This is a genomic window from Methylobacterium sp. J-092, from assembly GCF_022829325.1.
Taxonomy (GTDB): domain Bacteria; phylum Pseudomonadota; class Alphaproteobacteria; order Rhizobiales; family Beijerinckiaceae; genus Methylobacterium.
In genome coordinates this window covers 18379-44890 of the sequence record NZ_JAKSXU010000032.1, presented here as the reverse complement: position 1 = coordinate 44890, position 26512 = coordinate 18379, and the positions used below count along the sequence as shown (strand labels likewise).

Annotated in this window: 25 protein-coding genes and 1 pseudogene; 14 read left to right on the top strand and 12 right to left on the bottom strand. The window is 70.0% G+C overall.

The genetic code is table 11. From position 1 onward, the window contains the following. From MKK60_RS01025 to rnd, 3 genes and pseudogenes are all read right to left on the bottom strand, one after another. A pseudogene (locus MKK60_RS01025) lies at window positions 1–191 on the bottom strand (PQQ-dependent dehydrogenase, methanol/ethanol family); the annotation flags it as partial. Window positions 192–875: 684 nt separating this feature from the next. Next, on the bottom strand, window positions 876–1166 hold the full coding sequence (locus MKK60_RS01020) for a hypothetical protein (RefSeq protein ID WP_243983536.1): 291 nt from the start codon (window positions 1164–1166) through the stop codon (window positions 876–878). Window positions 1167–1293: 127 nt separating this feature from the next. After that, entirely contained in the window at window positions 1294–2448 is a 1155-nt protein-coding gene (rnd, locus tag MKK60_RS01015; protein ID WP_147728090.1) for a ribonuclease D, read from the bottom strand. 230 nt (window positions 2449–2678) lie between these two features. Between rnd and aspS the strand changes: the two genes are divergently transcribed. The 4 genes from aspS (at window position 2679) to MKK60_RS00995 (ending at window position 6959) form a co-directional block, all read left to right on the top strand. Continuing rightward, on the top strand, window positions 2679–4610 hold the full coding sequence (gene aspS / locus MKK60_RS01010; protein WP_243983535.1) for an aspartate--tRNA ligase: 1932 nt from the start codon (window positions 2679–2681) through the stop codon (window positions 4608–4610). 68 nt (window positions 4611–4678) lie between these two features. Then, window positions 4679–5548, top strand: coding sequence for a glycosyltransferase family 2 protein (locus tag MKK60_RS01005; RefSeq protein ID WP_243983534.1), 870 nt, complete (start codon window positions 4679–4681; stop codon window positions 5546–5548). Further along, entirely contained in the window at window positions 5545–6624 is a 1080-nt protein-coding gene (locus MKK60_RS01000; RefSeq protein WP_243983533.1) for an acyltransferase family protein, read from the top strand. Before MKK60_RS01005 ends, MKK60_RS01000 begins: the two co-directional genes overlap by 4 nt. Further along, complete coding sequence (locus tag MKK60_RS00995) at window positions 6621–6959, top strand: hypothetical protein (RefSeq protein WP_147859283.1); 339 nt, start codon at window positions 6621–6623, stop codon at window positions 6957–6959. Before MKK60_RS01000 ends, MKK60_RS00995 begins: the two co-directional genes overlap by 4 nt. Here MKK60_RS00995 and MKK60_RS00990 read toward each other — a convergent pair. Beyond that, window positions 6929–7180, bottom strand: coding sequence for a DUF3297 family protein (locus tag MKK60_RS00990; protein WP_147726094.1), 252 nt, complete (start codon window positions 7178–7180; stop codon window positions 6929–6931). The two genes, MKK60_RS00995 and MKK60_RS00990, sit on opposite strands and share 31 nt — an antisense overlap. A gap of 53 nt (window positions 7181–7233) precedes the next feature. Further along, window positions 7234–7854 carry a CatB-related O-acetyltransferase gene (locus MKK60_RS00985; protein ID WP_243983532.1) on the bottom strand — a complete coding sequence of 207 codons (621 nt, stop codon included), beginning with the start codon at window positions 7852–7854 and terminating at the stop codon, window positions 7234–7236. Window positions 7855–7908: 54 nt separating this feature from the next. On the opposite strand from MKK60_RS00985, the gene MKK60_RS00980 reads away from it, so the two are divergent. Both MKK60_RS00980 and MKK60_RS00975 read left to right on the top strand, forming a co-directional pair. Beyond that, window positions 7909–10239 carry an NADP-dependent malic enzyme gene (locus MKK60_RS00980; RefSeq protein WP_147726093.1) on the top strand — a complete coding sequence of 777 codons (2331 nt, stop codon included), beginning with the start codon at window positions 7909–7911 and terminating at the stop codon, window positions 10237–10239. 65 nt (window positions 10240–10304) lie between these two features. Beyond that, window positions 10305–11750 (top strand): acetamidase/formamidase family protein, encoded by a 1446-nt coding sequence (locus MKK60_RS00975; RefSeq protein ID WP_243983539.1) that lies wholly within the window; start codon window positions 10305–10307, stop codon window positions 11748–11750. Between the two features lie 42 nt (window positions 11751–11792). Here MKK60_RS00975 and ppx read toward each other — a convergent pair whose 3' ends face one another. The 4 genes from ppx to MKK60_RS00955 form a co-directional block, all read right to left on the bottom strand. After that, entirely contained in the window at window positions 11793–13334 is a 1542-nt protein-coding gene (gene ppx, locus MKK60_RS00970; RefSeq protein ID WP_147726092.1) for an exopolyphosphatase, read from the bottom strand. Window positions 13335–13443: 109 nt separating this feature from the next. Then, on the bottom strand, window positions 13444–15804 hold the full coding sequence (locus MKK60_RS00965) for an RNA degradosome polyphosphate kinase (RefSeq protein WP_243983538.1): 2361 nt from the start codon (window positions 15802–15804) through the stop codon (window positions 13444–13446). 145 nt (window positions 15805–15949) lie between these two features. After that, window positions 15950–16660 (bottom strand): hypothetical protein, encoded by a 711-nt coding sequence (locus tag MKK60_RS00960; protein ID WP_243938414.1) that lies wholly within the window; start codon window positions 16658–16660, stop codon window positions 15950–15952. Window positions 16661–16707: 47 nt separating this feature from the next. Next, the gene (locus MKK60_RS00955) at window positions 16708–17799 is read right to left on the bottom strand and encodes an AI-2E family transporter (protein WP_243938412.1); all 1092 of its coding nucleotides are present in this window, start codon (window positions 17797–17799) and stop codon (window positions 16708–16710) included. 182 nt (window positions 17800–17981) lie between these two features. Between MKK60_RS00955 and purM the strand changes: the two genes are divergently transcribed. Continuing rightward, complete coding sequence (gene purM, locus MKK60_RS00950; RefSeq protein WP_243983531.1) at window positions 17982–19049, top strand: phosphoribosylformylglycinamidine cyclo-ligase; 1068 nt, start codon at window positions 17982–17984, stop codon at window positions 19047–19049. Beyond that, on the top strand, window positions 19049–19705 hold the full coding sequence (gene purN, locus MKK60_RS00945) for a phosphoribosylglycinamide formyltransferase (RefSeq protein ID WP_243983530.1): 657 nt from the start codon (window positions 19049–19051) through the stop codon (window positions 19703–19705). The genes purM and purN overlap by 1 nt, the downstream gene beginning before the upstream one ends. Window positions 19706–19759: 54 nt before the next feature. Here purN and MKK60_RS00940 read toward each other — a convergent pair whose 3' ends face one another. Continuing rightward, complete coding sequence (locus MKK60_RS00940; RefSeq protein ID WP_243983529.1) at window positions 19760–20122, bottom strand: hypothetical protein; 363 nt, start codon at window positions 20120–20122, stop codon at window positions 19760–19762. A gap of 178 nt (window positions 20123–20300) precedes the next feature. Beyond that, window positions 20301–20723 carry a nucleoside-diphosphate kinase gene (gene ndk / locus MKK60_RS00935; RefSeq protein ID WP_243983528.1) on the bottom strand — a complete coding sequence of 141 codons (423 nt, stop codon included), beginning with the start codon at window positions 20721–20723 and terminating at the stop codon, window positions 20301–20303. A gap of 230 nt (window positions 20724–20953) precedes the next feature. Between ndk and MKK60_RS00930 the strand changes: the two genes are divergently transcribed. After that, entirely contained in the window at window positions 20954–21460 is a 507-nt protein-coding gene (locus tag MKK60_RS00930; protein WP_147841661.1) for a DUF2147 domain-containing protein, read from the top strand. 64 nt (window positions 21461–21524) lie between these two features. On the opposite strand, the gene MKK60_RS00925 is transcribed toward MKK60_RS00930, so the two are convergent. After that, entirely contained in the window at window positions 21525–22160 is a 636-nt protein-coding gene (locus MKK60_RS00925; protein WP_243983527.1) for a glutathione S-transferase N-terminal domain-containing protein, read from the bottom strand. Window positions 22161–22403: 243 nt separating this feature from the next. Here MKK60_RS00925 and MKK60_RS00920 point away from each other — a divergent pair, with 243 nt between their 5' ends. From MKK60_RS00920 to MKK60_RS00900, 5 genes are read left to right on the top strand one after another with little or no spacing between them, the layout of a single operon-like run. Continuing rightward, entirely contained in the window at window positions 22404–22703 is a 300-nt protein-coding gene (locus MKK60_RS00920; RefSeq protein ID WP_243983526.1) for a hypothetical protein, read from the top strand. Between the two features lie 59 nt (window positions 22704–22762). After that, window positions 22763–23203 carry a DUF4345 domain-containing protein gene (locus tag MKK60_RS00915; RefSeq protein WP_243983525.1) on the top strand — a complete coding sequence of 147 codons (441 nt, stop codon included), beginning with the start codon at window positions 22763–22765 and terminating at the stop codon, window positions 23201–23203. Then, window positions 23200–25233 (top strand): FUSC family protein, encoded by a 2034-nt coding sequence (locus MKK60_RS00910; RefSeq protein WP_243983524.1) that lies wholly within the window; start codon window positions 23200–23202, stop codon window positions 25231–25233. Before MKK60_RS00915 ends, MKK60_RS00910 begins: the two co-directional genes overlap by 4 nt. Window positions 25234–25258: 25 nt before the next feature. Continuing rightward, a complete protein-coding gene (locus MKK60_RS00905; protein ID WP_147729829.1) occupies window positions 25259–25453 on the top strand; it encodes a DUF1656 domain-containing protein in 195 nt (64 codons plus the stop codon). Further along, window positions 25453–26511, top strand: a complete 1059-nt coding sequence (locus tag MKK60_RS00900) for an HlyD family secretion protein (RefSeq protein WP_243983523.1) — start codon at window positions 25453–25455, stop codon at window positions 26509–26511. The genes MKK60_RS00905 and MKK60_RS00900 overlap by 1 nt, the downstream gene beginning before the upstream one ends. Window position 26512 lies beyond the last annotated feature (1 nt).

Sequence of the window (26512 nt, the reverse complement as noted above, 5' to 3'; positions counted from 1 at the left end):
GCCACCTGGAGGTTCTTGACGTTGCCCGCGTTGATCTGGTCGAGCTTCGAATAGCGCGTGTTGGCGTAGTCGACCGTCTGCAGCACCTGCTCGGCCGGGTTCGCCAGATGCTTCATCAGATCGTCGTTCGCGATCGCCGGGGCGGCAACCGCAAGGCTCGCGCCAAGCGCGAGAAGATGAACCGCTCTCATGTGTGTTCCTCCGACAAGTCTTGATGCCTTCCGGACACGACGCAGACCGCGTCGAGAAGACCTGACCTGACTCTTTGCGACAGGGATCGATTTGCTTCGGTAGCGGGCAGGAAATCGACGACTTTGGGTCGCCGAGCCAGAGGCCGCCATCCCTGAGGCGGCCCCCTCGAAACCGAAGCTTGAATGAACTCTAAGAGATTTTTGAGCCTCGTCAACTCGGTTCGGGCGCCTCCGATAGGGTTGTGCGCAAGTCGCCGCACCCTCGCGGGAAGACCAGGGTCGTTGACGCGCCGCAAAAACTTATTGTGCATCGCACAAAAAGAGGTCATGCCCAGGTGTTGTGCTTCGGCATGAGCGGCAAACACATGCGCCGTTTGCAGCTTGAGCTTCGACATTCGCGTTTTTCATGCGTTCGGTGCACGGTGCGCTGCCGTTTCGCGCGGCATGACGCGGCATCGCCTTGGCAATGGGCAGATGCGCTGCAAAATCCGGTCGCGACACCGCTGAGGATGCTTCGCGGTCAAGCTTCGGTGATTTCCTGCCGCTTCTGCGCGCTCTGGTCGCATGAAACCGCCGTCGGCGACCCAGAACGGCATTTTTCTGCGCCGACCGATGTCGAGAATCGCCGTCTCAACGGTGATCATCCGGGAAGGAGGATTGCCTCGCGGGCCGGCCGCGACGATCTCAGGCGAGGGTCCCGACGGCGCTGGTGCTCTCGAACTCGGCGGCGTCGCCGACGAGGTCGGTGAGCGAGATCGCGAGGGTCCGGCCGGTCTTCAGGCGCAGGGTGGAGTCCGGGATCAGCCAGATCGGGCGCAGGCCGGCATGGCTTCCGTGAAGGCTGCCATGGGCCGTGACGACGGATGCCCGCCGTTCCACGATCACCCGGTAGCGGACGCGGACGGTTCCGCAGCCCTCCGCCGAGACGGTGCCCCGCCCGGTCAGCGTCTGGAGGACTTCGTTGGGTTCGTGCATCGGATGCGACGTGGGGCCCTGGGACGTTTCGGCAATCGCATTGCCATTTAGTCCCGGTCCGTCCCCGTGTCACGGGTTCGCCTGCGATGGTCTCACGTCGATGACCGGATGCCGGCCGATCGCCGGTTCAGGCCAGCGACCGCACCACGATGCGCCCGCCCTCGGCGGAGAGCGCGAGGCGACCGTGCTTCAGGTCGAGCGCCTTGCTGCCGAAGAGCTCGCGGCGCCAGCCCTGGAGAAGCGGCACGTCGGCCGCGTCGTCGTCGGCCACCGCTTCGAGATCGTCCACCGTGGCGATGATCTTCGGCGCGACGCCCTCGGTCTCGCACACCGCCTTCAGAAGCACCTTGAGCAACTCGACCAGCGCCCCGTTGCCGCCGCTGCGGCCGCGGCCGCGCTCGGGCAGCGCGATCTCGCCGACGTCGCGGGCGAACCCGCGCTCGACGGCGGCGAGGATGTCGGTACCGGTGCGCGAGCGCTCGAAGCCCGCCGGGATCGAGCGCAAGCGGCCGAGCGCCTCGACGCTGCGCGGCGCCGAGGTCGCGACGTCGATCACCGCCTCGTCCTTCAGGATGCGCCCGCGCGGCACGTTGCGCGTCTGCGCCTCGCGCTCGCGCCAGGCCGCGACCTCCATCAGCACCGCGATCTCGCGCGGCTTGCGCATCCGCCCCGACAGGCGGCGCCAGGCCTGAGCCGGGTCGGCGCGATAGGTGTCGGGCGAGGTCAGCACCGCCATCTCCTCGTCGAGCCACTGCCCGCGGTCGTCGCGCACGAGGTCGGCGACCAGCTTCTCGTACACGGTCACCAGATGGGTGACGTCCGACAGGGCGTAGGAGAGCTGCGCGTCCGAAAGCGGGCGCCGCGACCAGTCGGTGAAGCGCGAGGACTTGTCGATCTTCGCCTTGGCCACATCGTTGACCAGCTGCTCGTAGGACACCGAGTCGCCGTAGCCGCAGACCATTGCCGCGACCTGGGTGTCGAAGAACGGCTGCGGCAGCAGCCCGCCCATCAGCCAGATGATCTCGAGATCCTGGCGGGCGGAATGGAACACCTTCACCACGCCCTCGTCCGCCATCAGGTCGACGAAGGGCTGGAGGTCGATGCCGTCCGCCAGCGGATCGACCAGCACGCCGGTCCCGTCCGGCGCCGCCATCTGGATCAGGCAGAGCTTGGGGTAATAGGTCGTCTCGCGCATGAACTCCGTGTCCACGGTGACGAAGCTCTGCGCGGCGAGGCGGTCGCAGGCGTCGCGGAGCGCCTGCGTCGTACTGATCAGATCCATGCCCCCGGCTATATCGGAGGTTTCTTGTAAAGGGGAGCCGGATGCGCCGGCATCCCCATCGATCCTCAGGTTCGACGTCCCCGAGGACCTGCGCCGTCTTCGCTGGGCCCGCGGTTCCGCCGGGCATCCGCGACGGCGATGCTCGGCACCCGGCCGCCCGGTCCTGCGGCGCGCCTTGACTTCGCCCCCCTCGCGTGAATGGTGCCGCGCTTCCATTCCAAGGTTTTGCGATGCACCGTTACCGGACCCATACCTGCGGGGCGCTGCGCCCATCCGATGTCGGCACATCCGTCCGCCTCTCCGGCTGGTGCCACCGCATCCGCGACCATGGCGGCGTGCTCTTCATCGACCTGCGCGACCATTACGGGCTGACGCAGTGCGTGGTCGATTCGGATTCGCCGGCCTTCAAGGCGGCCAACACCGTGCGCTCGGAATGGGTCGTGCGCCTCGACGGGCGCGTCCGCACCCGGCCGGCCGGGACCGAGAACGCCGAGCTGCTGACCGGCGCGGTCGAGGTCTACATCGACGAGCTCGAGGTGCTGGGCGCGGCCGCCGAGCTGCCGCTGCCGGTCTTCGGCGACCTCGAGTACCCCGAGGAGACCCGCCTGCGGTACCGCTTCCTCGACCTGCGCCGCGAGAAGCTGCACGCTAACATCATGAAGCGCGGCGCGATCGTCGACTCGCTGCGTCGGCGCATGCGCGAGGGCGGGTTCTTCGAGTTTCAGACGCCGATCCTCACGGCATCGAGCCCCGAGGGCGCACGCGACTACCTCGTCCCCTCCCGCGTCCATCCCGGGAAATTCTACGCGCTGCCGCAGGCACCGCAGCAGTTCAAGCAGCTGACGATGATCGCCGGCTTCGACCGCTACTTCCAGATCGCGCCCTGCTTCCGCGACGAGGATGCGCGCGCGGACCGCTCGCCGGGCGAGTTCTACCAGCTCGACATCGAGATGAGCTTCGTCACCCAGGAGGACGTGTTCCAGGCGGTCGAGCCGGTTCTGCACGGGGTGTTCAAGGAGTTCGCCGGCGACAAGCGCGTCACCGAGGTGTTTCCGCGCATCACCTACGCCGACGCGATGCTGAAGTACGGCGTCGACAAGCCCGACCTGCGCAACCCGCTGCTCATCGCCGACGTCACGGCCGAGTTCGCCGAGGACGCGGTCGAGTTCAAGGCGTTCAAGGGCGTGATCAAGTCCGGCGGCGTGGTCCGCGCGATTCCCGCGACGGGGGCGGCGACGCAGCCACGCTCGTTCTTCGATAAGCTTAACGAGTTTGCCCGCTCGGAAGGGGCGCCGGGCCTCGGATATATTATATTTGAGGAAGGGGCCGACGTGCCTCCCCTTACGGATATTGAGAAAGAACACATACAATTAAGGACCGCATATGATTTTGGCGATGAAGTTGACCTCTCAGCGATAGATTATGAAGAGGTTTTCGAGAAATATCGCCACATGATCGGGCGCGGCCCGATTGCTAAGTTTATTCCGCGTGACGTTCAGTTAAAATTAGCATTGAAAGTTGGTGCAGGGCCCGGCGACGCGGTCTTCTTTTCCGCCGGCACCGAGGCGAAGGCCGCGGCGCTCGCCGGCAAGGCACGCATCCGCATCGGCGACGACCTCGGCCTGTCCGACAAGGACCAGTTCGCGTTCTGCTGGATCACCGACTTCCCGATGTTCGAATGGAACGAGGACGAGAAGCACATCGACTTCTCGCACAACCCGTTCTCGATGCCGAACTTCGACCACGACGCCTTCCTGGCGCTCGGCGAAGGCGACGACGCCAAGATCCTCGACATCAAGGCGTTCCAGTACGACATCGTCTGCAACGGCATCGAGCTGTCGTCGGGCGCGATCCGGAACCACAAGCCCGAGATCATGGAGAAGGCCTTCGCGATCGCGGGCTACGGGCGCGACGTGCTCGAAGCCAAGTTCGGCGGCATGCTCAACGCGCTGCGCCTCGGCGCCCCGCCGCACGGCGGCATCGCGCCGGGTGTCGACCGCATCGTGATGCTGCTCTGCGAGGAGCCGAACATCCGCGAGGTGGTGCTGTTCCCGATGAACCAGCGCGCCGAGGACCTGATGATGGGCGCTCCCTCCGAGGCAACCCCGAAGCAGCTTCGCGAGCTGCACATCCGCCTGAACCTACCTGAGAAGAAGGCGTGACCCCACGCGTCCTTCCCTCCCCCCGCAGAGGGGGGAGGGAAAAGCGGTCGCCCCGGGGAGTCCGTTAAGTGCCCAGCCTCGTCGCCGTCGTCGTCGCGCATGACAGCGCCGAGGCTCTGCCGGCCTGCCTGTCGGCGCTCGCGGCCGAGCATGTGCCGGCGATCGTCGTCGACAATGCGAGCCGCGACCGATCGGCGGAGATCGCGGAGGCAGCCGGCGCGCAGGTGGTCCGCAACGCTCGGAACGAGGGCTACGGCCGCGCCAACACCCTCGGCGTCCGCGTTGCCGCGCAGGCCCGCTACGTGCTGATCCTCAACCCCGACGTGATCCTGCGGCCGGGCACGGCCGACGCCCTGCTCGCCGCCGCCGAGCGCTGGCCGGAGGCCGGATTGTTCGCGCCGCGCATCGTCGAGCCGGACGGCCGGTTCTTCTACCAGCCGCGCTCCCTGCTGGCGCCGTACCTCACCAACCCGCGCGGGCGCCGCGACCTGCCCGCGGGCGATGCCTGCGCGCCGTTCCTGTCCGGCGCGTGCGTGATGATCGAGCGGACGTTCTTCCTGGCGCTCGGTGGCTTCGACGAGCGGATCTTCCTGTTCTACGAGGACGACGACCTCTGTCGCCGCATCGCCGATGCGGGCCGCGCCCTCGTCCACGTGCACGGCGCCGAGGTCCTGCACGGGCGCGGGCGTTCCTCGGCGCCGGAGCGCGGCCGGGTGTTCCGCACCCGCTGGCACCAGGCGTGGTCGCGCGCCTACGTCGCCCGCAAGTACGGGCTCGCCGACCCCATCCTGCCGGGGCTCGCGGCCAACGCGCTCAAGGCCTGCCTGTCCCTGCTGGTCCTGCGGCGTGCCGGCGTCGAGCGCTACGGCGGCTCGGCCGCGGGCGCCTGGGCCGCGCTGCGGGGCCGGTCCGCGCTGGCCCGCGAGGGCCTCGAATGACCCGCGCCGCGACGGTGGCGGACGCGCTGGCCCGCCCGCACAACGGCTTCTCCGGCCTTCGCCTGGCGCTCGCGCTGGCGGTGGTGGTCTCGCATGCCTTCAGCGTCACCAGCGGCAACGCCCTCGACGAGCCGCTGGCGCGGGCGACCGGCTTCACTCTCGGCGAGCACGCGGTGAACGGCTTCTTCGCGGTGTCGGGCTTCCTCGTGACGATGAGCTTCGACCGGCGCGGCCTCGTCGACTACCTCATCGCCCGGACCCTGCGCATCCTGCCGGGGCTCGTCGCCGCGACGCTGCTGGTCGCCCTCGTCCTCGGCGCCGCGATGAGCACGCTGCCGCTCGGCCAGTATCTGCGCGATGGCGGCGTCTGGCGCTTCGTGCGGGGCACGCTGACCACCTTCAAGAGCAATGCGTCGCTGCCGGGCGTCTTTCCCGACAACCCGTATCGCAGCCCGCTCGGCACGGTCTGGACCCTGAAATACGAGACCCTGTGCTATCTGGGCGTCGTCGCTGCCGGCCTCGTCGGCGCGTTGCGGGCGCGCTGGACGGTGCCGCTGATCGCCGCCGGCTTTGCGATCGCGCTCCTGATCGCTGATGCGAAGCATCCCGACCTGCCGAAGGGCCTCGAGACGGCGTTGCGGCTGCCGCTGATCTTCGCGATCGGCGCGGCGCTCTACGCCGGAAGGGCATCCGTGCGCCTCTCGGTCGTCCCGCTCGCGATCCTGGCGCTGGCCTGCCTCCTGGCGCGCCACACCCCGCTCTACCGCACGCTGCTGTTTACGGCGGAAGGCTACGGCGCAATCTGGCTCGGGCTGTCGCCCTGGCTGGCGCGCAAGGCCTTCGACCCGGCCGCGGACCTCTCCTACGGGATCTATCTCTACGGCTGGCCGGTGCAGCAGAGCCTGCATGCTTCGTGGCCCGGTGCTTCCCCGGCGCTGCTGCTGATCCCGGCGCTCGCGCTCACGATCCCGGTGGCCGCGGCCTCGTGGTACGCCATCGAGCGGCCGGCGCTGCGGCTGAAGACGCGGACCCTGGGACGCCGCGCCCTCGGCACCATCGAGCCGGCCGGTCCGTGACCGGCTCGGGCGCACGCGCCCTGCCCCCGGCCGCGGCGCTCGCGCACGCGGCACGGCTTCTCGCCGAGCACGGTTTCCGGGTGACCGCGCGCAACGAGCGCGGTGACAGCCTGTACCTCCAACGCGCGGGATGCGGCTTCGCCCTGCGGCTCTCGAACCACGCCCGGACGGCCAAGCAGCGGCAACGCCGCACCGACGTGCTGGCGAGCCTCGTGGTCCGGGATGCGCGCAGCCCGGAGCAGGTCGCGGCCCTGGTCGCGGGTACCCTGCGCGATTTCGACCTGGCTCGCGGCCGGCGCGAGGCTCAGGCCTCGGGTGCGGCGTCGCGGAAGTAGGGCTCGACCGTGCCCTTGAGCTTCACCGTCATCGGGTTGCCGGCGCGGTCCAGGGTCTTGCCGGCGCTGAGGCGGACCCAGCCCTCGCTGACGCAATATTCCTCGACGTTGGTCTTCTCGACCCCCTTGAAGCGGATGCCGATGCCGCGTTCCAGAATGGTTTCGTCGTAGAACGGGCTGTTCGGGTTCACGGCGAGGCGGTCGGGGGGCGTCTGGGACATCGGTCGGACCTTCGGGCGGGCGCTCAAGTGCGATCGGCCCGCGGGTAAGGGATTCAGGCAGGCGGTGCAACGGCGCGGGCGGCGGCGATCAGCTCGGGGATGCGCCCGCTCTGCAGCAGCGGCACCAGCGTCGACACCGCCGCATGCGGCAGGTCCCACCAGGCGCAGGCGACGAGATCCGCCACCGTCGCCGCGTCGAAGCGGGTGCGCACGACCCGGGCCGGGTTGCCGGCGACGATTGCGTAGGGCGGCACGTCGCGCGTGACCACGGCGTGCGCCGCCACCACCGCGCCGTGCCCGACCGTGACCCCGGACAGGATCAGGCAGCCCGAGCCGAGCCAGACGTCGTGCCCGATCGACACGTCCCCGCGCGAGGCGTGGTACCCGGCCGGCGCGTCCGCCCCCGGCCACAGCCCGCGCATCGCGGCGAAGGGATAGGTCGAGGCCCAGTCGAGGCGATGGTCGCCGCCGAGCAGGATCTCGACCTTGTCGGCGATGGAACAATAGCGGCCGATCGTCAGCCTCCGCCCGGATTCGGCGAATCGCACCTTCGGGCGACCGTACGAATAGGCACCGATGGAGAATCCGTGGGCGCGCACCAGCTTTTCCAGGTGGATCCGCGTCTCGTTGTTCGGGTTGCGCCCGCTGCGCAGCCGGTGCAACAGGGCCTTCATGCGAGGGCGTTCGGCGCCACACGACGTACGCGCCTGATCGAGGGAGAATGGGCCATGGGCGACAACATGTCCGAGGATCTCAAGTCAGGGGCTCTCGTCTATCACCGCCTCCCGCGCCCCGGAAAGCTCGAGATCCAGGCGACCAAGCCGCTCGGCAACCAGCGCGACCTGGCGCTGGCCTACTCGCCCGGCGTCGCCGCCGCCTGCGAGGCGATCGCGGCCGACCCGCAGGAGGCCGCGACCCTCACCATCCGCCAGAACCTCGTCGCCGTGCTCACCAACGGCACCGCCGTGCTCGGCCTCGGCAACATCGGCCCGCTCGCCTCGAAGCCGGTGATGGAGGGCAAGGCGGTCCTGTTCAAGAAGTTCGCCGGCATCGACGTGTTCGACATCGAGGTCGACCAGCTCGACGTCGCCAAGCTCGTCGACGTGGTGTGCTCGCTGGAGCCGACCTTCGGCGGCATCAACCTGGAGGACATCAAGGCGCCGGAATGCTTCGAGGTCGAGGAGCAGTGCCGCGCCCGGATGAACATCCCGGTCTTCCACGACGACCAGCACGGCACCGCGATCATCGTGGCGGCGGCCGTGCTCAACGCGCTCGAGCTCGCCGGCAAGCAGCTGTCGGACGTCCGCATCGTCACCTCGGGCGCCGGCGCGGCGGCCCTGGCCTGCCTCAACCTGCTGGTCTCGCTCGGCGCGACCCGTGAGAACATCACGGTCACCGACATCAAGGGCGTGGTCTACAAGGGCCGCACCGAGCTGATGGACCGGTGGAAGGACGTCTACGCCCAGGAAACAGAGGCGCGGACGCTGGCCGAGGTCATCCCCGGCGCCGACGTGTTCATCGGCCTCTCGGCCGGCGGCGTGCTCAAGCCCGAATACCTCGAGAAGATGGCCGAGAAGCCGCTGATCATGGCGCTGGCCAACCCCTATCCCGAGATCATGCCCGACCTGGCACAGGAGAAGCGCCCCGACGCGATGATCTGCACCGGGCGCTCGGACTTCCCGAACCAGGTCAACAACGTCCTGTGCTTCCCCTACATCTTCCGCGGCGCGCTCGACGTCGGCGCGCGCAGCATCAACGAGGAGATGAAGAAGGCGGCGGTGAAGGCCATCGCCGCGCTCGCCCGCGAGACCCCCTCCGACGTGGTGGCCCGTGCCTATGGCGGCGAGGCCCGGCCGTTCGGGCCGCGCTCGCTGATCCCGAGCCCGTTCGACCCGCGGCTGATCCTGCGCATCGCGCCGGCCGTCGCCCAGGCGGCGATGGATTCCGGCGTCGCCGGCCGCCCGGTCGAGAACATCGCGGCCTACGCCGAATCCCTCGATCGGTTCGTCCACCGCTCCGGCTTCATCATGAAGCCGCTGTTCTCCAAGGCGAAGGAGAATCCCAAGCGCGTGATCTACGCCGAGGGCGAGGACGAGCGCGTGCTGCGCGCGGTCCAGGCCATCGTCGAGGACGGCGTCGCCAAGCCGATCCTCGTCGGCCGCCCGCGGGTGGTCGAGACCCGGCTCAAGCGCTTCGGCCTTTCGATCCAGGAGGGCCGCGACTTCGAGCTGATCGATCCGGAGGACGATCCGCGCTACCGCTCCTACGTCCAGACCTACCTCGACATCGCCGGGCGCCGCGGCATCACGCCGGATGCGGCCCGCACGCTGGTGCGCACCAACACCACGATCATCGGCGCCATCGCCGTGCGCCGCGGCGAGGCCGACGCGCTGATCTGCGGGCTCGAAGGCCGGTTCGAGACGCGCCTGCGCATCATCCGCGACATCATCGGGCTGTCGCCCGGCGTGACGCAATGCGCCGCGATGAGCCTGATCGTCACGAAGAAGGGCGCCTACTTCCTCGCCGACACGCATGTGCGCCAGGATCCGAGCGCGGAGGAGATCGCCGAGCTCGCCGTCGCCTGCGCCGGGCACGTCACGCGCTTCGGCATCACCCCGAAGATCGCGCTGCTCAGCCATTCCGACTTCGGCCAGTCCGACACGCCCTCGGCGATGAAGATGCGGGCAGCTCTGGGCCTGATCAACGACCGTGCGCCCGAGCTTCAGGTCGACGGCGAGATGCAGGCCGATTCCGCGCTGTCCGAGATCGTCCGCGATCGGGTGCTGCCGGGCTCGCGCCTGAAGGGCGCGGCCAACGTGCTGATCTTCCCGAACCTGGACGCGGCCAACATCGCCTACCAGTTCGCCAAGGTGCTCGCCGACGCCCTCCCGGTCGGCCCGCTGCTGATCGGCCCGGCCAAGCCCGCCCACATCCTGACGCCGTCGGTCACGGCGCGCGGCATCGTCAACGTGACGACCGCGGCGGTGGTCGAGGCCCAGGCGGGCGGCGGCCAGATGCTCGACTCGGCCGAGCCCGGCGCGGGCATGCTGTCGGAATAGCGGCCCGGGACTCTGGCCGTGTCCTTGCATTTCCCGATCCGAGTGGGATGCCGGGGGTCGAGACGATGTGCCAGGGCGACGATCCGAACTGCGCGGCGTTCGCGGAGCACCGCCGCCGCTTCCTCGGCGATCTCGCGCCCGAGCGACGCGCCTTCCTGAAGAGCGGCTTCGTCGCCACGGGCGGCGCTGCCGCGCTCGCGGCCGGCGGCTTGTCCCTGGTCACGCCCGCGCTCGCCCAGACCAGCGCGGCGCGCGGACCGCGGCAGGCGACGCACCAGATGCTGCCGGCCAACGCCGACACGGTGCACTGGGGCTACTTCAGCAAGAATCTGAAGCCGCAGGTCGAGATCGCGTCGGGCGACTTCGTCACGATCGAGACCCTCACGCACCAGGCCAGCGACGATGCCGAGCGGATGATCCAGGGCGATCCGGGTGCCGAGAGCGTCTATCTGTGGACCAAGGACAAGAAGGGCGTCGCGCGGCGCGGGGCGGGCCCGGAGGATGCCAAGCTCGGGCCGGGCGGCGGTCTCGGCGTCCACATCTGCACCGGCCCGGTGGCGATCCGCGGAGCCGAGCCGGGCGACGTGCTGGAGGTCCGCATCCTCGACGTCGCGCCGCGGCCCTGCGCCAACCCGAAGTTCAAGGGCCTGGCGTTCGGAAGCAACGCCGCCGCCTGGTGGGGCTACCACTACAAGGACCTCATCACCGGCGACCGGCCGCGCGAGGTGGTGACGATCTACGAGGTCGACGCCACCGGCACGCGCGACTGGGCGAAGGCGGTCTACAGCTTCCGCTGGCCCGGCGTGACCGACCCGAACGGGATCGCGCACCCGACGATCGACTATCCGGGGCTGCTGGTCGATCACACCGAGACCGAGCGCAACTTCGACGTCCTGAAGGGCATCCGCGTGCCGATCCGCCCCCATTTCGGCACGATGGGACTGGCGCCGGCCGAAGCCGACATGGTGAACTCGATCCCGCCGAGCTACACCGGCGGCAACATCGACAACTGGCGCATCGGCAAGGGGGCGACGATGTACTATCCGGTCGCCGTGCCGGGTGCGCTGTTCTCGGTCGGCGATCCGCATGCCAGCCAGGGCGATTCGGAACTCTGCGGCACCGCGATCGAGTGCTCGCTCACCGGCACGTTCCAGTTCGTGCTGCACAAGAAGCAGGACCTGCCCGGCACCGCGCTCGAGGGCCTCGACTTCCCGATGATCGAGACGCGCGACGAGTGGGTCCTCTCGGGCTTCAGCTATCCGAACTACCTCAAGGACCTCGGGCCGGCCGCGCAGGACGCGATCTTCCAGAAGTCCTCGATCGACCTCGCGATGCGCGACGCCTTCCGCAAGATGCGGCAGTTCCTGATGCACGCGAAGGGACTGACCGAGGACGAGGCGATCTCGCTGATGTCGATCGCGGTCGATTTCGGCATCACGCAGGTGGTCGACGGCAACTGGGGCGTCCACGCCATCGTGAAGAAGGCGATCTTCGCCGAGCGAACGGCTTGAGCCCCGACCGGAGCGCCACGCTCCGGTCCCGTACCCGGATTGTCACCCGACGCGGACGCGCCCTTCCAGGCCGGCGATGCGGGCGAGGCCCCGGACCCGGTTGAGCAGGCGGTCGCCGTTCAGCGCGTCCCATTCGGGCGGCAGGCTCAGGACGACGCGGCCGTCCTCGATGCTGAGCGGCATGCGGCGGAGCGCGCCTTCCATGCCGGCGGTCATCGGGAAGGCGACGCGCAGCAGCGCGCCGATGAGGCGGGCGCGCTCGAACAGGCGCGGGCCCGCGAGCGCCCGCAGCATCGGGTTCGCCTTCTCCGGGGCGACGCCCTCGTGGCGGAAGTAGATCGCCAGGGCGAGGAAGCCGCGGCCGGGATGGTCGATGCCGACGAAGGCCGCGTTCTGGATGATCGCGATGCTCTGCTCGCCGCGGTAGTCGGGATGCGCCCGCCAGCCGATGTCGGACAGGAGGCAGGCGGCGTGGCGCAGCCGGCGCTCGTCGGCGGTCTCCGGCCCGTCCAGCGCCGCCACGAACCGGTCGGTCCAGGCGATCAGCTCGTCGGCGTGGCGCGGCGAACGCGCGCGCAGCTGATTCAGCTCGGCGCAGGAGGCGAGCAGCGGATCGAGCGCCCGGGTCTCGCGGTCGACCTGCTCGTAGAGCAGGCCCTCGCGCACGCCGGAGGCCGAGATCGCGACCTCGCGCGGGCGGCCGACGCGGATGATCTCCTCCAGCACCACCGCGCCGTAGGCCAGGAGCGGTCGCCGCGCCTCGGAGATCGCCTCGACGTCCTGCAGCGTCGCGGCGTCGGATTGCTCGACAACTTGGAGGAAGCTCAGCTCGTCCGTCGGCTCGACGCTGTAGCCGTGCATCACGTGGACGGGATATTGCCGCGCGGCCTGGTGCAGGCGGGCGAGCGCCCGCCAGGTGCCGCCGACCGCGTAGAAGGTGCGGCCGCGCAGGGTCTCGAGCTGCGGCGCGGCCTTCTTCATGTGCTCGCGCACGATCTTGCCGGCCTTCTTCAGCGAGCCGCCGGAGAGGTCCTGCAGCGCGAGGCCGCCGAGCGGCATCGTCACGCCCTGCCCGACCACGGCGCCGCGCACGTCGACGAGTTCGAGCGAGCCGCCGCCGAGGTCGCCGACGACGCCGTCCGGCGCATGGAAGCCCGAGACCACGCCGAGCGCCGACAGCTCGGCCTCGCGCCGCCCCGACAACAGCTCGATGCGCGTGCCGCAGGCCGCCTCGGCGGCCTCGAGGAAGGCGGGCCCGTTGGAGGCGTCGCGGGCGGCGGCGGTGGCGAGGACGAACAGCCGCGAAACCCGCATGGTCTCGCACAGCACCCGGAAGCGGGCGAGCGCGGCGAGCGCCCGGCGCACCGCCTCGTCGTTGAGGCGGCCGGTGGTGAGGACGTTGCGGCCGAGCCCGCACAGGACCTTCTCGTTGTAGAGCGGCGTCGGGGCCCGGCTCAGGCCGTCATAGGCGACGAGGCGGACCGAGTTCGAGCCGATGTCGATGATCGCGACGGGCGCGTTGACCAAGGCCGGCTCCCGGTCGGCGGAATGGGCGAGCGTGAGGTTGGCGCGATGGGGACCCAAGCAACGACCTCGCTGTATGATACCGATCGGCTCGTCGAACGCACGTCTGGATGACCCGGCGGCGCGATCCGCACCGCCCGATCCGTGTATCCGGCCGGGGGCCGGACGATCAGCCCCGCTGCGCGCGACGGCTGAGAGCCCGCGGGCTCGACTTCTTCGACGACTTGCCGCGGCCGGACAGGCTCGGGTTCGTCATGAAGTACTTGTGCGCGTTGAACGGTTCCTCGCCCTCGGCGGGGTGGATGCGCTCGGCGCCGCCCGATGCCAGTACACGCCAGCTCTGGCGGTTGTCGAGAAGGTTGGCCAGCATGATCTGGTCGAGAACCTGTTGATGGACCGTCGGGTTGCTGATCGGCAGCAGCGACTCGACGCGGCGGTCCAGGTTGCGGCTCATCAGGTCGGCCGAGGAGATGTAGACCGTCGCCTTCGGGTGCGGCAGCCCGACGCCGTTGCCGAAGGCGTAGATGCGCCCGTGCTCGAGGAAGCGCCCGACGATCGACTTCACGCGGATGGTCTCCGACAGGCCCGGCACGCCCGGCCGCAGGCAGCAGATGCCGCGGACCACGCAGTCGATCTGCACGCCCTCCTGCGAGGCATCGTAGAGCGCGTCGATGATCTGCGCGTCGACCAGCGAGTTGCACTTGATCCAGATCGCGGCCGGCCGGCCCGCCCTGGCGTGGGCCGCCTCCGCCTCGATGTCGGCCAGCAGCCGCGCCTTGGCAGTCAGCGGCGAGACCGACATCCGCTCCAGCTGCGCCGGCTCCGCGTAGCCGGTGATGAAGTTGAAGATCCGCGAGACGTCGCGCGCCACCGCCGGGTCGGCGGTGAAGAACGAAAGGTCGGTGTAGATGCGGGCGGTGATCGGGTGATAGTTGCCGGTGCCGACGTGGCAGTAGGTCACGAGCTTGTCGCCCTCGCGCCGCACCACCATCGACAGCTTGGCGTGGGTCTTCAGCTCGACGAAGCCGAACACCACCTGCGCGCCGGCCTTCTCGAGGTTGCGCGCCCAGCGGATGTTGGCCTCCTCGTCGAAGCGCGCCTTCAGCTCGACCAGCGCGGTGACCGACTTGCCGAGCTCGGCGGCCTCGGCGAGCGCCGCGACGATCGGCGAGTTCGACGAGGTGCGGTAGAGCGTCTGCTTGATCGCGACGACGTTCGGGTCGCGCGCGGCCTGGGCCAGGAACTGCACCACCGAATCGAACGATTCGTAGGGGTGGTGGACGCAGAAATCCTTCTGGCGGATCGCCGCGAACACGTCGCCGCCGCTCTCGCGGATGCGCTCGGGGAAGCGCGGATTGTACGGCTTGAACTTGAGGTCGGGCCGGTCGATCCCGACGATCTGCGACAGCTCGTTGAGCGCCAGCATGCCCTCGACGATGAACACCGCGTCCGTGCCGATCTCGAGCTCGTCGCAGACGAAGCTGCGCAGGTCCTCCGGCATGCCGGACTCGACCTCGAGGCGGATGACGATGCCGCGGCGGCGCTGCTTCAGCGCGGTCTCGAAATGCAGGACGAGGTCCTCGGCCTCCTCCTCGATCTCGAGGTCCGAATCCCGGATCACCCGGAAGGCGCCCTGCCCCTTCACCAGGTAGCCCGGGAACAGGCGCCCGGTGAACAGCACGATCACCTGCTCGATGGCGATGAAGCGCGCGACCGTGTCGTCCTCGATCGCCGGAAGCCGCACGAAGCGGTCGAGCACGCCCGGCATGCGGATCAGCGCGCGCAGCACGCGGCCGTCGCGCGGACGCATCAGCATCAGCGCGATGGTGGTGCCGAGGTTCGGGATGAACGGGAACGGGTGGGCCGGGTCGATCGCCAGCGGCGTCAGCACCGGGAAGACGTGGTTGAGGAAGTACTCCTCCAGCCACGCGGCGTGCTCCGGGCGCAGGGCGTCGGGCTCGACCAGGGCGACAACGCCGTCGAGCTCCTCGCGCAGCTCGCGCCAGCGCGCCTGCTGGTCCTCCGCGAGCTTCGACACGCCGGTGCCGATGCGCGCGAGCTGCTCGGACGGCGACAGCCCGTCCTGCGACGGCAGCGTCAGCCCGGCGCGGACCTGATCGTGCAGGCCGGCGACGCGGACCATGAAGAACTCGTCGAGGTTGTTGGCCGAGATCGAGAGGAAGCGCAGCTTCTCCAGCAGCGGATGCGACGGGTTCGCGGCCTCTTCGAGGACGCGCCGGTTGAACTGCAGCCACGACAGCTCGCGGTTGACGAAGCGCTCCGGCGAAAGCCGCAGGGCGCGGCCGGCCTCGAGGATCGTCTCACGCGCGGCCTTGTCGTCGTCGGCCGCCGGCGGCTCGGGGATCTCGGCGGTGGTCGGCCACTCGTCGCCGGCTGCCTCGGATGCTGAGGGACGGCGCGAGGTCCGTGCGGATGCCGGCGCCCGGCGCGGCGCGCGCTTCGGCGCCGCGTCGTCTCCGGCTTCGGTGACGTCGTCCGCACGATCGAGGGCGTCCACGTTCGATTCGATGTCCGACAACCCTGCCACTCCTCACCTGCCGCCTGTCGCGGCGTCCCTAACATGGGTGCTCTGCCGGAATGCGACACTGCCGTGACGGTCGGCGACGGGCGAGCCCGTTCCTCGGCGATGGCCGGCGGCGTCCGACCGATCGCGATCAGTCGTCCTCGTCGTCGCCGCCATCCGCGATCCCGAGGCGTTCGAGGACCGCGAGCGCCAGCGGCCGCGTGATGCGGCGGCCGCGGCCGAGGGCGTCGCGGTCGAGCTCGGTCACCACCTCGCGGGCGCGCCCGAGGGAGCGGTCGATGCGCAGGGCGACGGCGTCGATCACCCGGAGATCGACCACGAGCTGCCGATCGACGAACAGCTTGACGATGACCGCGCGCAGCAGCGCGTCGTCGGGCTCGCGGATCGCGACGCCCGGCGCCAGCCTCAGGCGCGAGCGCAGGTCGGCCACCGTCAGGCCGATCTGGTCGATCGCCGCGCCGCTGGTCAGCAGCACCGGGCATTTTCGCTCGCGGGCGAGGTTGAGCAGGTGGAACAGGGCGGCCTCGTCGCGGCCCGGGCGGTCGATGTCCTCGATCACCAGGGCGCCGTTCGAGATGCAGTGGGTCACGGTCTCCGCCGTGACCTCGGCCGCCGGCACGGTCCAGGCATGGGCCCGCGTCGCCCAGATCGAGGCGAGATGGCTCTTGCCGCTGCCCGGCGGGCCGGTGAGCACGAGCACGGTGTCCGGCCAATCGGGCCAGGCCTCGATCGACGCGTAGGCGGCCTCGTTGGCCGTGCCGACCAGGAAATCCTCGCGGCCGTAGCGCGGATCGAGCGGCAGGTCGAAGGCCAATTGCTTCGGGGGGGCGTTCTCGCGCATGCGGCGCCCAGGGTGACCGTGCCGGCCCGACAGTCAAGCGCCAAGGCTCAAGGCCGCGGCACCTCGATCAGCACCGGCTGCTCGGCGTGGTAGAGCCGGCTCTGCAGGTAGCGCGACAGGGCGAAGCGCACGACGACGCCGATCGAGGCCGCAACCGGCACCGCGAGCAGCAGCCCGAGGAAGCCGAACAGCGAGCCGAAGGCGAGCAGCGCGAACATCAGCCAGACCGGATGCAGGCCGACGGATTCGCCGACGAGCTTGGGCGCGATCACGTTGCCCTCGAGGAACTGCCCGACGAGGAACACGCCCACCGTCAGCCCGAGATGCAGCCAGTCCGAGCCCGGCCAGAACTGCACCAGCGCGACGCCGACCGAGAGCAGGAAGCCGGTGAGTGTGCCGACATACGGGATGAAGGTGAGGAAGCCGGCGATCAGCCCGATCAGCACGCCGAAGTTCAGACCGACGAGCCAGAGGCCGACCGCGTAGAAGGTGCCGAGGATCAGGCAGACCAGCGTTTGGCCGCGGACGAAGCCGATGATCGCCCGATCGATCTGCGCGGCGAGCCGGCGCACCGTCGTGCGGTGGCGCGGCGGCACCCAGGTGTCGAGCGTCGCGATCATCCGGTCCCAGTCGACGAGGATGTAGAACGCGACCACCGGCGTCACCACCAGCAGCGAGATCACCGAGATCACGGCCTGCGAGCCGGACCAGATCGACTTGAGGAAGGCGAGCAGCCACGCGCCGCCCTGCGTCGCGAGGGTCCCGACGGAGGATTGCAGCTCGTTGACCACGTCGGCGCCGCCGAGCCGCTGCAGCACCGGGCCGGCCCGCTCGGCGATGATGCCCTGCAGCCGCCCGATCATGCCGGGCAGGCTGTTGATCAGCGCCGCCACCTGATTGGCGGCGAGCGGCACCAGGATCAGCAGCGACACGATCAGGCCGGCGACGAACATCGCCAGGATCAGCAGGCTCGCCGTCAGCCGACCGAGGCCGAGGCGCTCGAGCCGGTCGGCCAGCGGATCGAGCAGGTAGGCGAGCGCGATGCCGGCCACGAAGGGCAGCATCACCTCCCGCAGCAGGTAGACCACGATGCCGAGGGCGACGAGCGCCGCCAGACCGATCACAGCCCTGCCGCGCATCGACGCCCTCCCCTGCGAACTCGCGTGGGGACAGTGGGAAGGCGGTTCCGAACGGTCAAGGCGGCCGCCGGTGCCCGCCCTGCCACGGAGCGGCCGCAGCGCGTCATTTTCTTGTGGCCCAACGGGTTCGGTCGGCGCGAATCTCGGCTAAAGCAGCCCCGGACCACAGGAACGGAACGCCGATGACGGCCAAGACCACGAACGGGCTGACCTACGCGCATGCGGGCGTCGACATCGATGCCGGCAACGCGATGGTCGAGACCATCAAGCCGCTGGTGCGCGCCACGCGCCGGCCCGGCGCCGACGCCGAGATCGGCGGGTTCGGCGGCCTGTTCGACCTCAAGGCCGCGGGCTTCAAGGACGCGATCCTGGTGGCCGCCAACGACGGCGTCGGCACCAAGGTGAAGATCGCGATCGAGACCGGTCGGCACGACACGATCGGCATCGACCTCGTGGCGATGTGCGTTAACGACATCATCGTCCAGGGCGCCGAGCCGCTGTTCTTCCTCGACTACTACGCCACCGGCAAGCTCGTGCCGGGCGTCGGCGCCGACATCGTCCGCGGCATCGCCGAGGGCTGCCGCCAGGCCGGCTGCGCCCTGATCGGCGGCGAGACCGCCGAGATGCCGGGCCTCTACGACGGCGCAGACTACGACCTCGCCGGGTTCTCGGTCGGTGCGGCCGAGCGCGGCACCCTGCTGCCGAAGCCCGGCATCCGCGCCGGCGACGCGGTGCTCGGCCTGCCCTCTTCCGGCGTGCACTCGAACGGCTTCTCGCTGGTCCGCCGCATCGTCGCGCGCACCGGCCTGGCCTGGGACGCGGCCGCGCCGTTCGCCACCGGAAGGACGCTGGGCGAGGCGTTGCTGGAGCCGACGCGGATCTACGTGAAGCCGCTGCTCGCGGTGCTGAAGGCGACCGACGGGATCAAGGCGCTCGCCCACATCACCGGCGGCGGCTTCCCGGACAACCTGCCCCGCGTCCTGCCCGACGACGTCGGCATCACGATCGACCTCGACGTGGTCCGCCCGCCGCCGGTCTTCGGCTGGCTCGCGCGGGAGGGGGGCGTCGCCGAAGCCGAGATGCTGCGCACCTTCAACTGCGGCATCGGCATGGTGCTGGTGGTCGCCGGGGACCGCGCCGGGGCGGTGATTCGGGCCCTCGCCGAGGCCGGCGAGGCACCGGTGCGGCTCGGGGCGATCACCGCCCGCGGCCCGGAGCCCGTCGCGTTCACCGGCCGCCTCGCGCTCTGATGTCGGCGGGGCCCAGAACGCGCGTCGCGATCCTGATCTCGGGCCGCGGCTCGAACATGGTCTCGCTGATCGAGGCGGCGAAGGCGCCGGATTACCCGGCCGAGATCGTGCTGGTGCTCTCGAACCGGCCGGAGGCCGGCGGCCTCGCCCATGCGCGTTCCGTCGGCATTCCGGCGCACGCGATCGACCACACCACGTTCTCCGACCGCGCGACCTTCGACGCCGCGCTCGACGCCGAGCTGCGCGCGGCCGACGTCGAGCTGGTGTGCCTCGCCGGCTTCATGCGGATCTTCTCGGCGGGCTTCGCCGAGGCCTGGGCCGGGCGGATGATCAACATCCACCCGTCCCTGCTGCCGCTGTTCAAGGGCACGCACACCCACGCGCAGGCGCTCGCCGCCGGCGTCCGCCTCCACGGCTGCACGGTGCATTACGTGGTGCCGGAACTCGATGCCGGCCCGATCGTGGCGCAGGCGGCGGTCCCGGTGCGTTCGGGCGACGATCCCGACAGCCTCGCCGCGCGGGTGATCGTGCAGGAGCACAGGCTCTACCCGGCAGCGCTCGCGCTGGTGGCGGGGGGGCGTGCCCGGTTAGAGGGCGAGCGCGTCGTGATCGACGACGATCGCGGCGCGGCCGACGCGGCCCTGCTGAGCCTGTAGCGTTCCGCGCCTTCCCTCCCCGCAGAGGGGAGAGGGAAGGCCTCGTACTTGTTTCTAGACCGGCCGCTGCAGCTTGCACGAATCCAGTGCGTTCAGCGCCTTGGCGCGGGCGGAATCGTTGAAGTAGCCGGTGGCGCGGTAGGCCTCGATCTCGGACTCGTCGAGCGAGCGCATGGTCTGCTTCGCGTAGCAGCCGCAGGGGCGCTCCAGCGAGGCTTCCGGCGCGTTGGTGATGCGGGCCTGGACCACGGCGCAGGCGTGGCGCACGCGGCCTTCGAGGTTGGTCTTCGGCACCGTGCGCAGCGCCGGGTCGGGCTGGTACTGATCGAACGGCGCGGAGGACCCGCTGGCGAGGGCGGCGGTCGCGGCGAGCGAGAGCAGGCCGGCGGCGATCAGGGACAGGCGGCGGGTCGTCATGGCAGGTCCATTGGCGAGATCTGGAAATCCGACGCCGTTGGACTCTCTGGCCGCCTGCTTCGTCAATGACGGTGCGGCCACACCGCCCTCCATTCCGGGCGATGTGGCGTTCTACCGAGCCGAAGGCGTCCCCGGTGTGTTCCGGCGACCACCCTCGGGCACGCGGTTCCCGCGTTCCTCAGCCGACGATGTCGGAATCCTGGAAGAACTGCGCGATTTCCATCTTGGCGTTGTCGGCACTGTCCGAGCCGTGGACGGTGTTCTCGCCGACCGATTCCGAGAAGGTCTTGCGGATGGTGCCCTCGGCGGCCTGGGCCGGGTTCGTCGCGCCCATCACCTCACGGTACTTCGCGACGGCGTTCTCGCCCTCGAGCACCTGAACCACCACCGGGCCCGAGGTCATGAAGATCACGAGCTCGCCGAAGAACGGGCGCTCCTTGTGGATCTCGTAGAACTTCTCGGCCTGGGCCTGGCTCATCTGGATGCGGCGCTGGCCGACGATCCGCAGGCCCGCCTTCTCGATGACCGCGTTGACGGCGCCGGTGAGGTTCCGCTTGGTCGCGTCGGGCTTGAGGATGGAGAAGGTGCGCTCGGTGGCCATGGTCAGTCCGCTTCGGATGAAAATAAAATACGCCAGCAAGCGCGTCGCGAAAAACGCTTTGGCGCCGGGCTTATAGCGAGGGCGCCGGACACCCTCAACCCGAGCCTGCCCGATGCTTGGCCATGGCAACGCTGCAACACTGCCGAAAAATCGCCCGAATGCGGTGGCTGAGTGATCTCACGAACTCCACCCGCCCCGCGCCGTCAGGCGCCAGCTTCGGAGCTACCTGCATGCGTCTCGCCCTCGCCGCCACCCTCCTCCTCGCCGGCATCGCCTCGGCGCACGCCCAGTCGAGTAAGGATCCCTCCGGCACCTGGCTCACCGAGGACGGCCGCGCGAAGATCCGCATCGACCGCTGCGGCGCCGGCCAGGCTCAGGTCTGCGGCAAGGTGGTATGGCTCAAGGTCGCCACCACGGAAGCCGGCGCGCCGCGCACCGACATCAAGAACCCCGATCCGAAGAAGCGCTCGCGCCCCGTACTCGGCCTGCCGCTGATCGAGGGCCTGCAGCCGGACGAGGCGAAGTTCTCCGGCAGCATCTACAACATCGAGGAAGGCAAGATCTATCAGGTCAGCCTCGAGCGCGAGAACGCCTCGGAGCTGTCGGTCTCGGGCTGCCTGCTCAAGGTGCTGTGCGGCTCGCAGACCTGGACCAAGGTGCCGGACGTGAACCAGCAGGCCGCGAATGTCGGCGCCGAGCCGGCGCCGCAGAAGCCGGCCAAGCCCGCCGCCAAGTAGGCGGGACCACTCCCCTGCGGACGCCGTCGATGGCGGCGTCCGATCAGCATGCCGGCGCACCCGATCAGATCGCGGAGAGGCCTCTCTGCACGGCGGACCGTGCCAGGACCCGGTCGAGCCACGCCTTCACGTTCGGCAGCGCCCCGAGGTCGACGCCCTGCTTGCCGGTGAACTTCGCCCACGGCACCGTCGCCATGTCGGCGATGGAGTAGTCCCCGGCGAGGTACTCGCGATCCGCCAGCCGCCGGTCGAGCACGCCGTAGAGCCGGTTGGTCTCGGCGGTGAACCGCTCGATCGCGTAGGGGATCTTCTCCTTCGCGTAGATCTTGAAATGGTGGGTCTGGCCGAGCATCGGCCCGAAGCCGGCGCATTGCCAGAACAGCCACTCGTCGACCGCGACGCGCGCCCGCTCGTCGGCCGGATAGAAGCGCCCGGTCTTGCGCCCGAGGTATTGCAGGATCGCGCCGGATTCGAAGATCGAGACCGGCTCGCCGCCCGGCCCGTCGTGATCGACGATCGCCGGGATCTTGTTGTTGGGCGAGATTTCGAGGAACGCGGGCGCCATCTGCTCGCCCTTGGCGATATCGACCGGGACGACCCGATACGGCAGGCCGCACTCCTCCAGCATGATCGGGATCTTCCAGCCGTTCGGCGTGCTCCAGGTGTGGAGTTCGATCGGTTTGCCGGTCACGGCCGCCATCGCTTGCCTTCGCTCTCAACGGATCGGCCAGCCGTCACGACGGGCCCCGTCTGCCGACGGTAGCTACCTCGGAACTCGGCGCGTACTCAAGGGCGCCCGATCACCGCTCACGTTTTCGAGAGATCACCGGGTCGCCTGTTGCCGCTCGGTCGTTCGGCCTTGTCCTCGGCCAAGCTTGGCGATGTGGTGGGGCGAGGTAGCGCACGTCGCGATTCGACGTGCCGCCCCGGAGGGTCCGCCGTCATGTTCGCCCGTTTCATCGCGATCGCCGCCTTCGCCGTTCCGCTGGCCCTCGCACAGCCGGTCCTGGCCAAGGATCCGCCCGCGGCCAAGCCGACCGAGACGCCGATGGCCGCGCCGGCCGCGCCAGCGGCCAAGCCCGACGCCGCCCCGAGCGCGGGGCAGATGGCGGCGCGCCAGCGCCAGAAGACCTGCGGCGCGCAGTGGCGGGCGCTAGCCGACGCAGAGAAGGTGTCGCAGGGTCCGAAGTGGCCGCAATACTGGAGCAAGTGCAACAAGCGCCTGAAGGGCGAGAAGGCCTGACGGATCGTCCTGCGTTCCGGCGGGTTGTGCGTTCTGGTACCCAAGCGTAACCGAACGCGATGATGACGGAACTACAGGCGCTGCAGCGCACGGTGGCGGTGGCGGCGATCGTTCCGATCGCGGCCGGATTGTATGGCGTGGTCTTCGGCATGAACGGCCTGGAGGCCGGCCTGCCCGACATCTCGGCCGACAGCCATTTCCGCTACCTGTCCGGCCTGCTCACCGGCATCGGCATCCTGTTCCTGACCTGCGTCGCCGGGATCGAGGAGAAGGGCCGGCTCTTCCGGTTCCTCACCCTCGTCGTCGTGCTCGGCGGGCTCGCGCGCCTGCTCGGCCTGTGGCTCACCGGCGTCCCGTCGCTGACGATGCTCGCGGCGCTCGGCATGGAGCTCGGCGTCACGCCGCTGCTCTGCCTGTGGCAGGCGCGGATCGCCGGGCGGGCGCGGGACGCCGCCGCGATCGTGGAGACAGGGGCCGCCCCCGGCACGCCTGGGCGATGAGCGAGGCCGCCACCGAAACCACGCCCTGGCTCGGCCGGATGGTCGACCGGCTCGACGCGATCGTGCCGAAGCCGGCCGCCTGGGCCTTCGCCCTCCGGATCTGGCTGGCGATGATGCTGGCGCTCTACGCCGCGTTCTGGTTGCAGCTCGACAGCGCGTCGTCGGCCGCCACCGGCGTGGCGATCCTGGCGCAGCCGAAGCGCGGGCAGGCGATCTCGAAGGCCGCCTACCGCTTCCTCGGCACCGTGATCGGCGGCATCGTCGCGATCGTGTTCATGGCGCTGTTCGCGCAGGACCGGGTGACGCTGCTGGTGGCGTTCGCGGTTTGGATCGGGGTCTGCGTCTTCATCGCCCAGTACCTGCAGGACACCCGCGCCTACGGCGCGATGCTGTCCGGCTACACCGTAGCGATCATCGCGCTCGCGCATATCGATGCGCCGCAGACGACGTTCGACGCGGCGGTCGGGCGCCTGGCCGCGATCACGGTCGCGATCGTCACCATCACCTTCATCAACGACGCCCTCGCCTCGCCGAGCACGTGGCGAACGTTGCTGCCGACGCTGGCCTCGGCCTACGCGGGCACCAAGACCTTCGCCCGCGAGGCGTTCACCTCGGGCGATCCCGGGGCGCTGCGGACCGCCGCGCTGATCCGGACGATCGCGCCGATGCGGGCGGATGCCAGCGCGATCGCCGGCGAGCTCGACGACGGCCCCTACCGGGCGGCCGGCGCCCGCAGCGCCATCGCGGCGCTCTACGTGATGGCGGCGGCGAGCCGTGCCGCGGCGAACGCGGCCGCGTCCCTGCGCCATCCGAGCTCGGCGGTCGAGGAGGCGATCGGGCTGTGCCGCGAGGTCGCGTCCGGCGGGGTCGGCGAACCGGATGCCGGCCGCCTCGACCGGATCGATGCACGCCTGCGCGACCTCGTCGATGCGGCGGTCCGCAATGGGCGCCGGCCGCTGGACGAGCTGGTGGCGCTCCAGCGCTGCCTCGACTTCGTCAACGCCGCGACCTTCGCCGACGACGGCCTGCGCGCCCTCGCGGACGGCCACGTGCCGCTGCGCGACGTCAAGCTTCCGACCCACCGCGACTTCCCCGTGGCCCTGCGCGCCGCGTTGCGGGTGGCGATCGGCTTCGGGCTCACAGCCGCCTTCATGGTCCTCTCGGGCCTGCCGCAGACCTCGTTCGCGCTGGTCCAGGTCGCCTCGACCTGCGCGCTGTCCTCGACCGCGCCCGATCCGAAGAAGTTCGCCGTCGGCGTCCTCATCGGCATGCCGCTGGCCTCGCTGTTCGCCGGCATCGTGCTGTTCGGCTTCCTCAACGGGAACCAGGGTTTCCCGTTGCTCGCGATCGCGATGATCGTGCCGGTGTTCGTCGCCTGCTTCCTATCGCTGAACCCGTCCACCTTCGGCATCGGCTTCATCGCGCTGGTGTTCACGCCCGTGCTGATCGCGCCCGAGAACCCGCAGAGCTACGACCCGCAGACCTTCCTGATGAACGCGGTGCTGGTGATGGCCTCCGCGGTCATCCTGTTCCTCGCCGTCCGGCTGGTGCTGCCGATCTCGGCCTCGCAGCATCGCGCCTTTGCCCTCGATTCCGCCAAGCGCGCCCTGGCGGAAGCGCTGGCGGGCGAAGGCGGCGACGCGACCACCCGGACCAGCCTGAACGCCGACCGCTTGTTCCAGTTCGCCGGATACACCTCCGGCAGCCGCGCCGTGCGGCACATGGCGATGGTGCACGCCTTCGCCCTGTCGCAGCTCGAATCCGCGGCGGCGCGCGCCCACGCCCAGATGCGGCTGCTGACCGGCACCGAGGCGATGCGTGCCCCCGTCGCGAAGGGCCGCGAGGCTTTGGCGCGCGGCGATGCCTGGCGCCTGCAGGACGCGGCCCGCGACCTCCTCCGCGCCGCCGCCGATCACGAGCGCGGCACGCGCATGACGGTCGCGCGCGCGGCGACCGACCTGGTGGCCGCGGCACGCGTTATCGAGCGTCATCGGCGCTTCCTCGTGCGCCTCGACATGCCCGGTTTTTGAAACGAAGGGGTCTCGGAAGGCGACGATGCGTCACGAACTGCAAATCGGCGGGATCTTGGTCTCGCCCTTCGTCGCCTATGCGCTCGGCGCCTTCGCGATCCTGATCGCGCTACGCTTCGTCTTCGCGCGCATCCGCTTCAGCCGCTACGTCGCCAACCCGCCGCTCGCCGAGGCCGGGATCTACGTCTGCGTGCTCGCCCTCCTGATCGTGTTGCTGTGATGGCCGACGAGGACGACCCCAAGGCCTCGACGGCCGATCGCGCGGACGCGACGCGCGCCGACCCGCCGGCGCTCGCCGACGACCGCCCGGCCCGTGCCCGGCGCGGGCGCATCGGAAAGGTCCTTCGGCTCGCCGCGACCGGGGTGATCCTGTTGCTCGCCTTCCTCGCCGCGGCGGTGGTCTGGTCGTACTACGTCACCGCGCCGTGGACGCGCGACGGGCGGGTGCGGGTCCAGGTCGCCAGCATCGCGCCGCAGGTGTCGGGGCAGATCGTCGAGCTTCGCGTCGGCGACAACCAGACCGTGAAGCGCGGCGACGTTCTCTACGTGATCGATCCGTTCGACTTCGAGGTGAACGTCGCCTCGGCCGAGGCCGAGGTGAAGAACCGCGAGGCCGACCTTTCCGTCAAGAACGCCCAGTCGGCGCGGCGGCAGGCGCTGACCACGGTCTCGACCTCCGTCGAGGAGAAGCAGCAATACGCGGGCACCGCCAAGATCGCCGAGGCGTCCTTGGAGACCGCCAAGGCGCAGCTGTCGCAGGCCAAGATTAACCTCGCGCGCACCCAGGTGAAGTCCACCGTCAACGGCCGGGTGACCAACCTGCTGCTGCGCACCGGCGACTACGCCTCGACGGGCACCTCGAACATCTCGGTGATCGACACGGACTCGTTCTGGGTCGACGGGTATTTCGAGGAGACCAAGATGGAGAACATCCATGTCGGCGACCCGGCCGAGATGGCGCTGATGGGCTATTCCGGGCACCTGCGCGGCACGGTCGAGAGCATCACGCAGGGCATCTCCACCGCGAATGCGGCACCGAGCACGCAGGGCCTCCCCAACGTCGATCCGGTCTACACCTGGGTGCGGCTGGCGCAGCGGGTGCCGGTGCGGATTCGCATCGGCCACGTGCCGCCGGGCGTTCCCCTGGTGGCCGGCATGACCGCGACGGTCGTCGTCGGCGAGGGCGGCACGCCGCCGCCGGCCTGGTTCATGAATCTGCGCCGGCGCATCACCGGCGAGCCGGCGCCGACCCGGGAGGCGGAGGCCGAGAAGCGCTGAG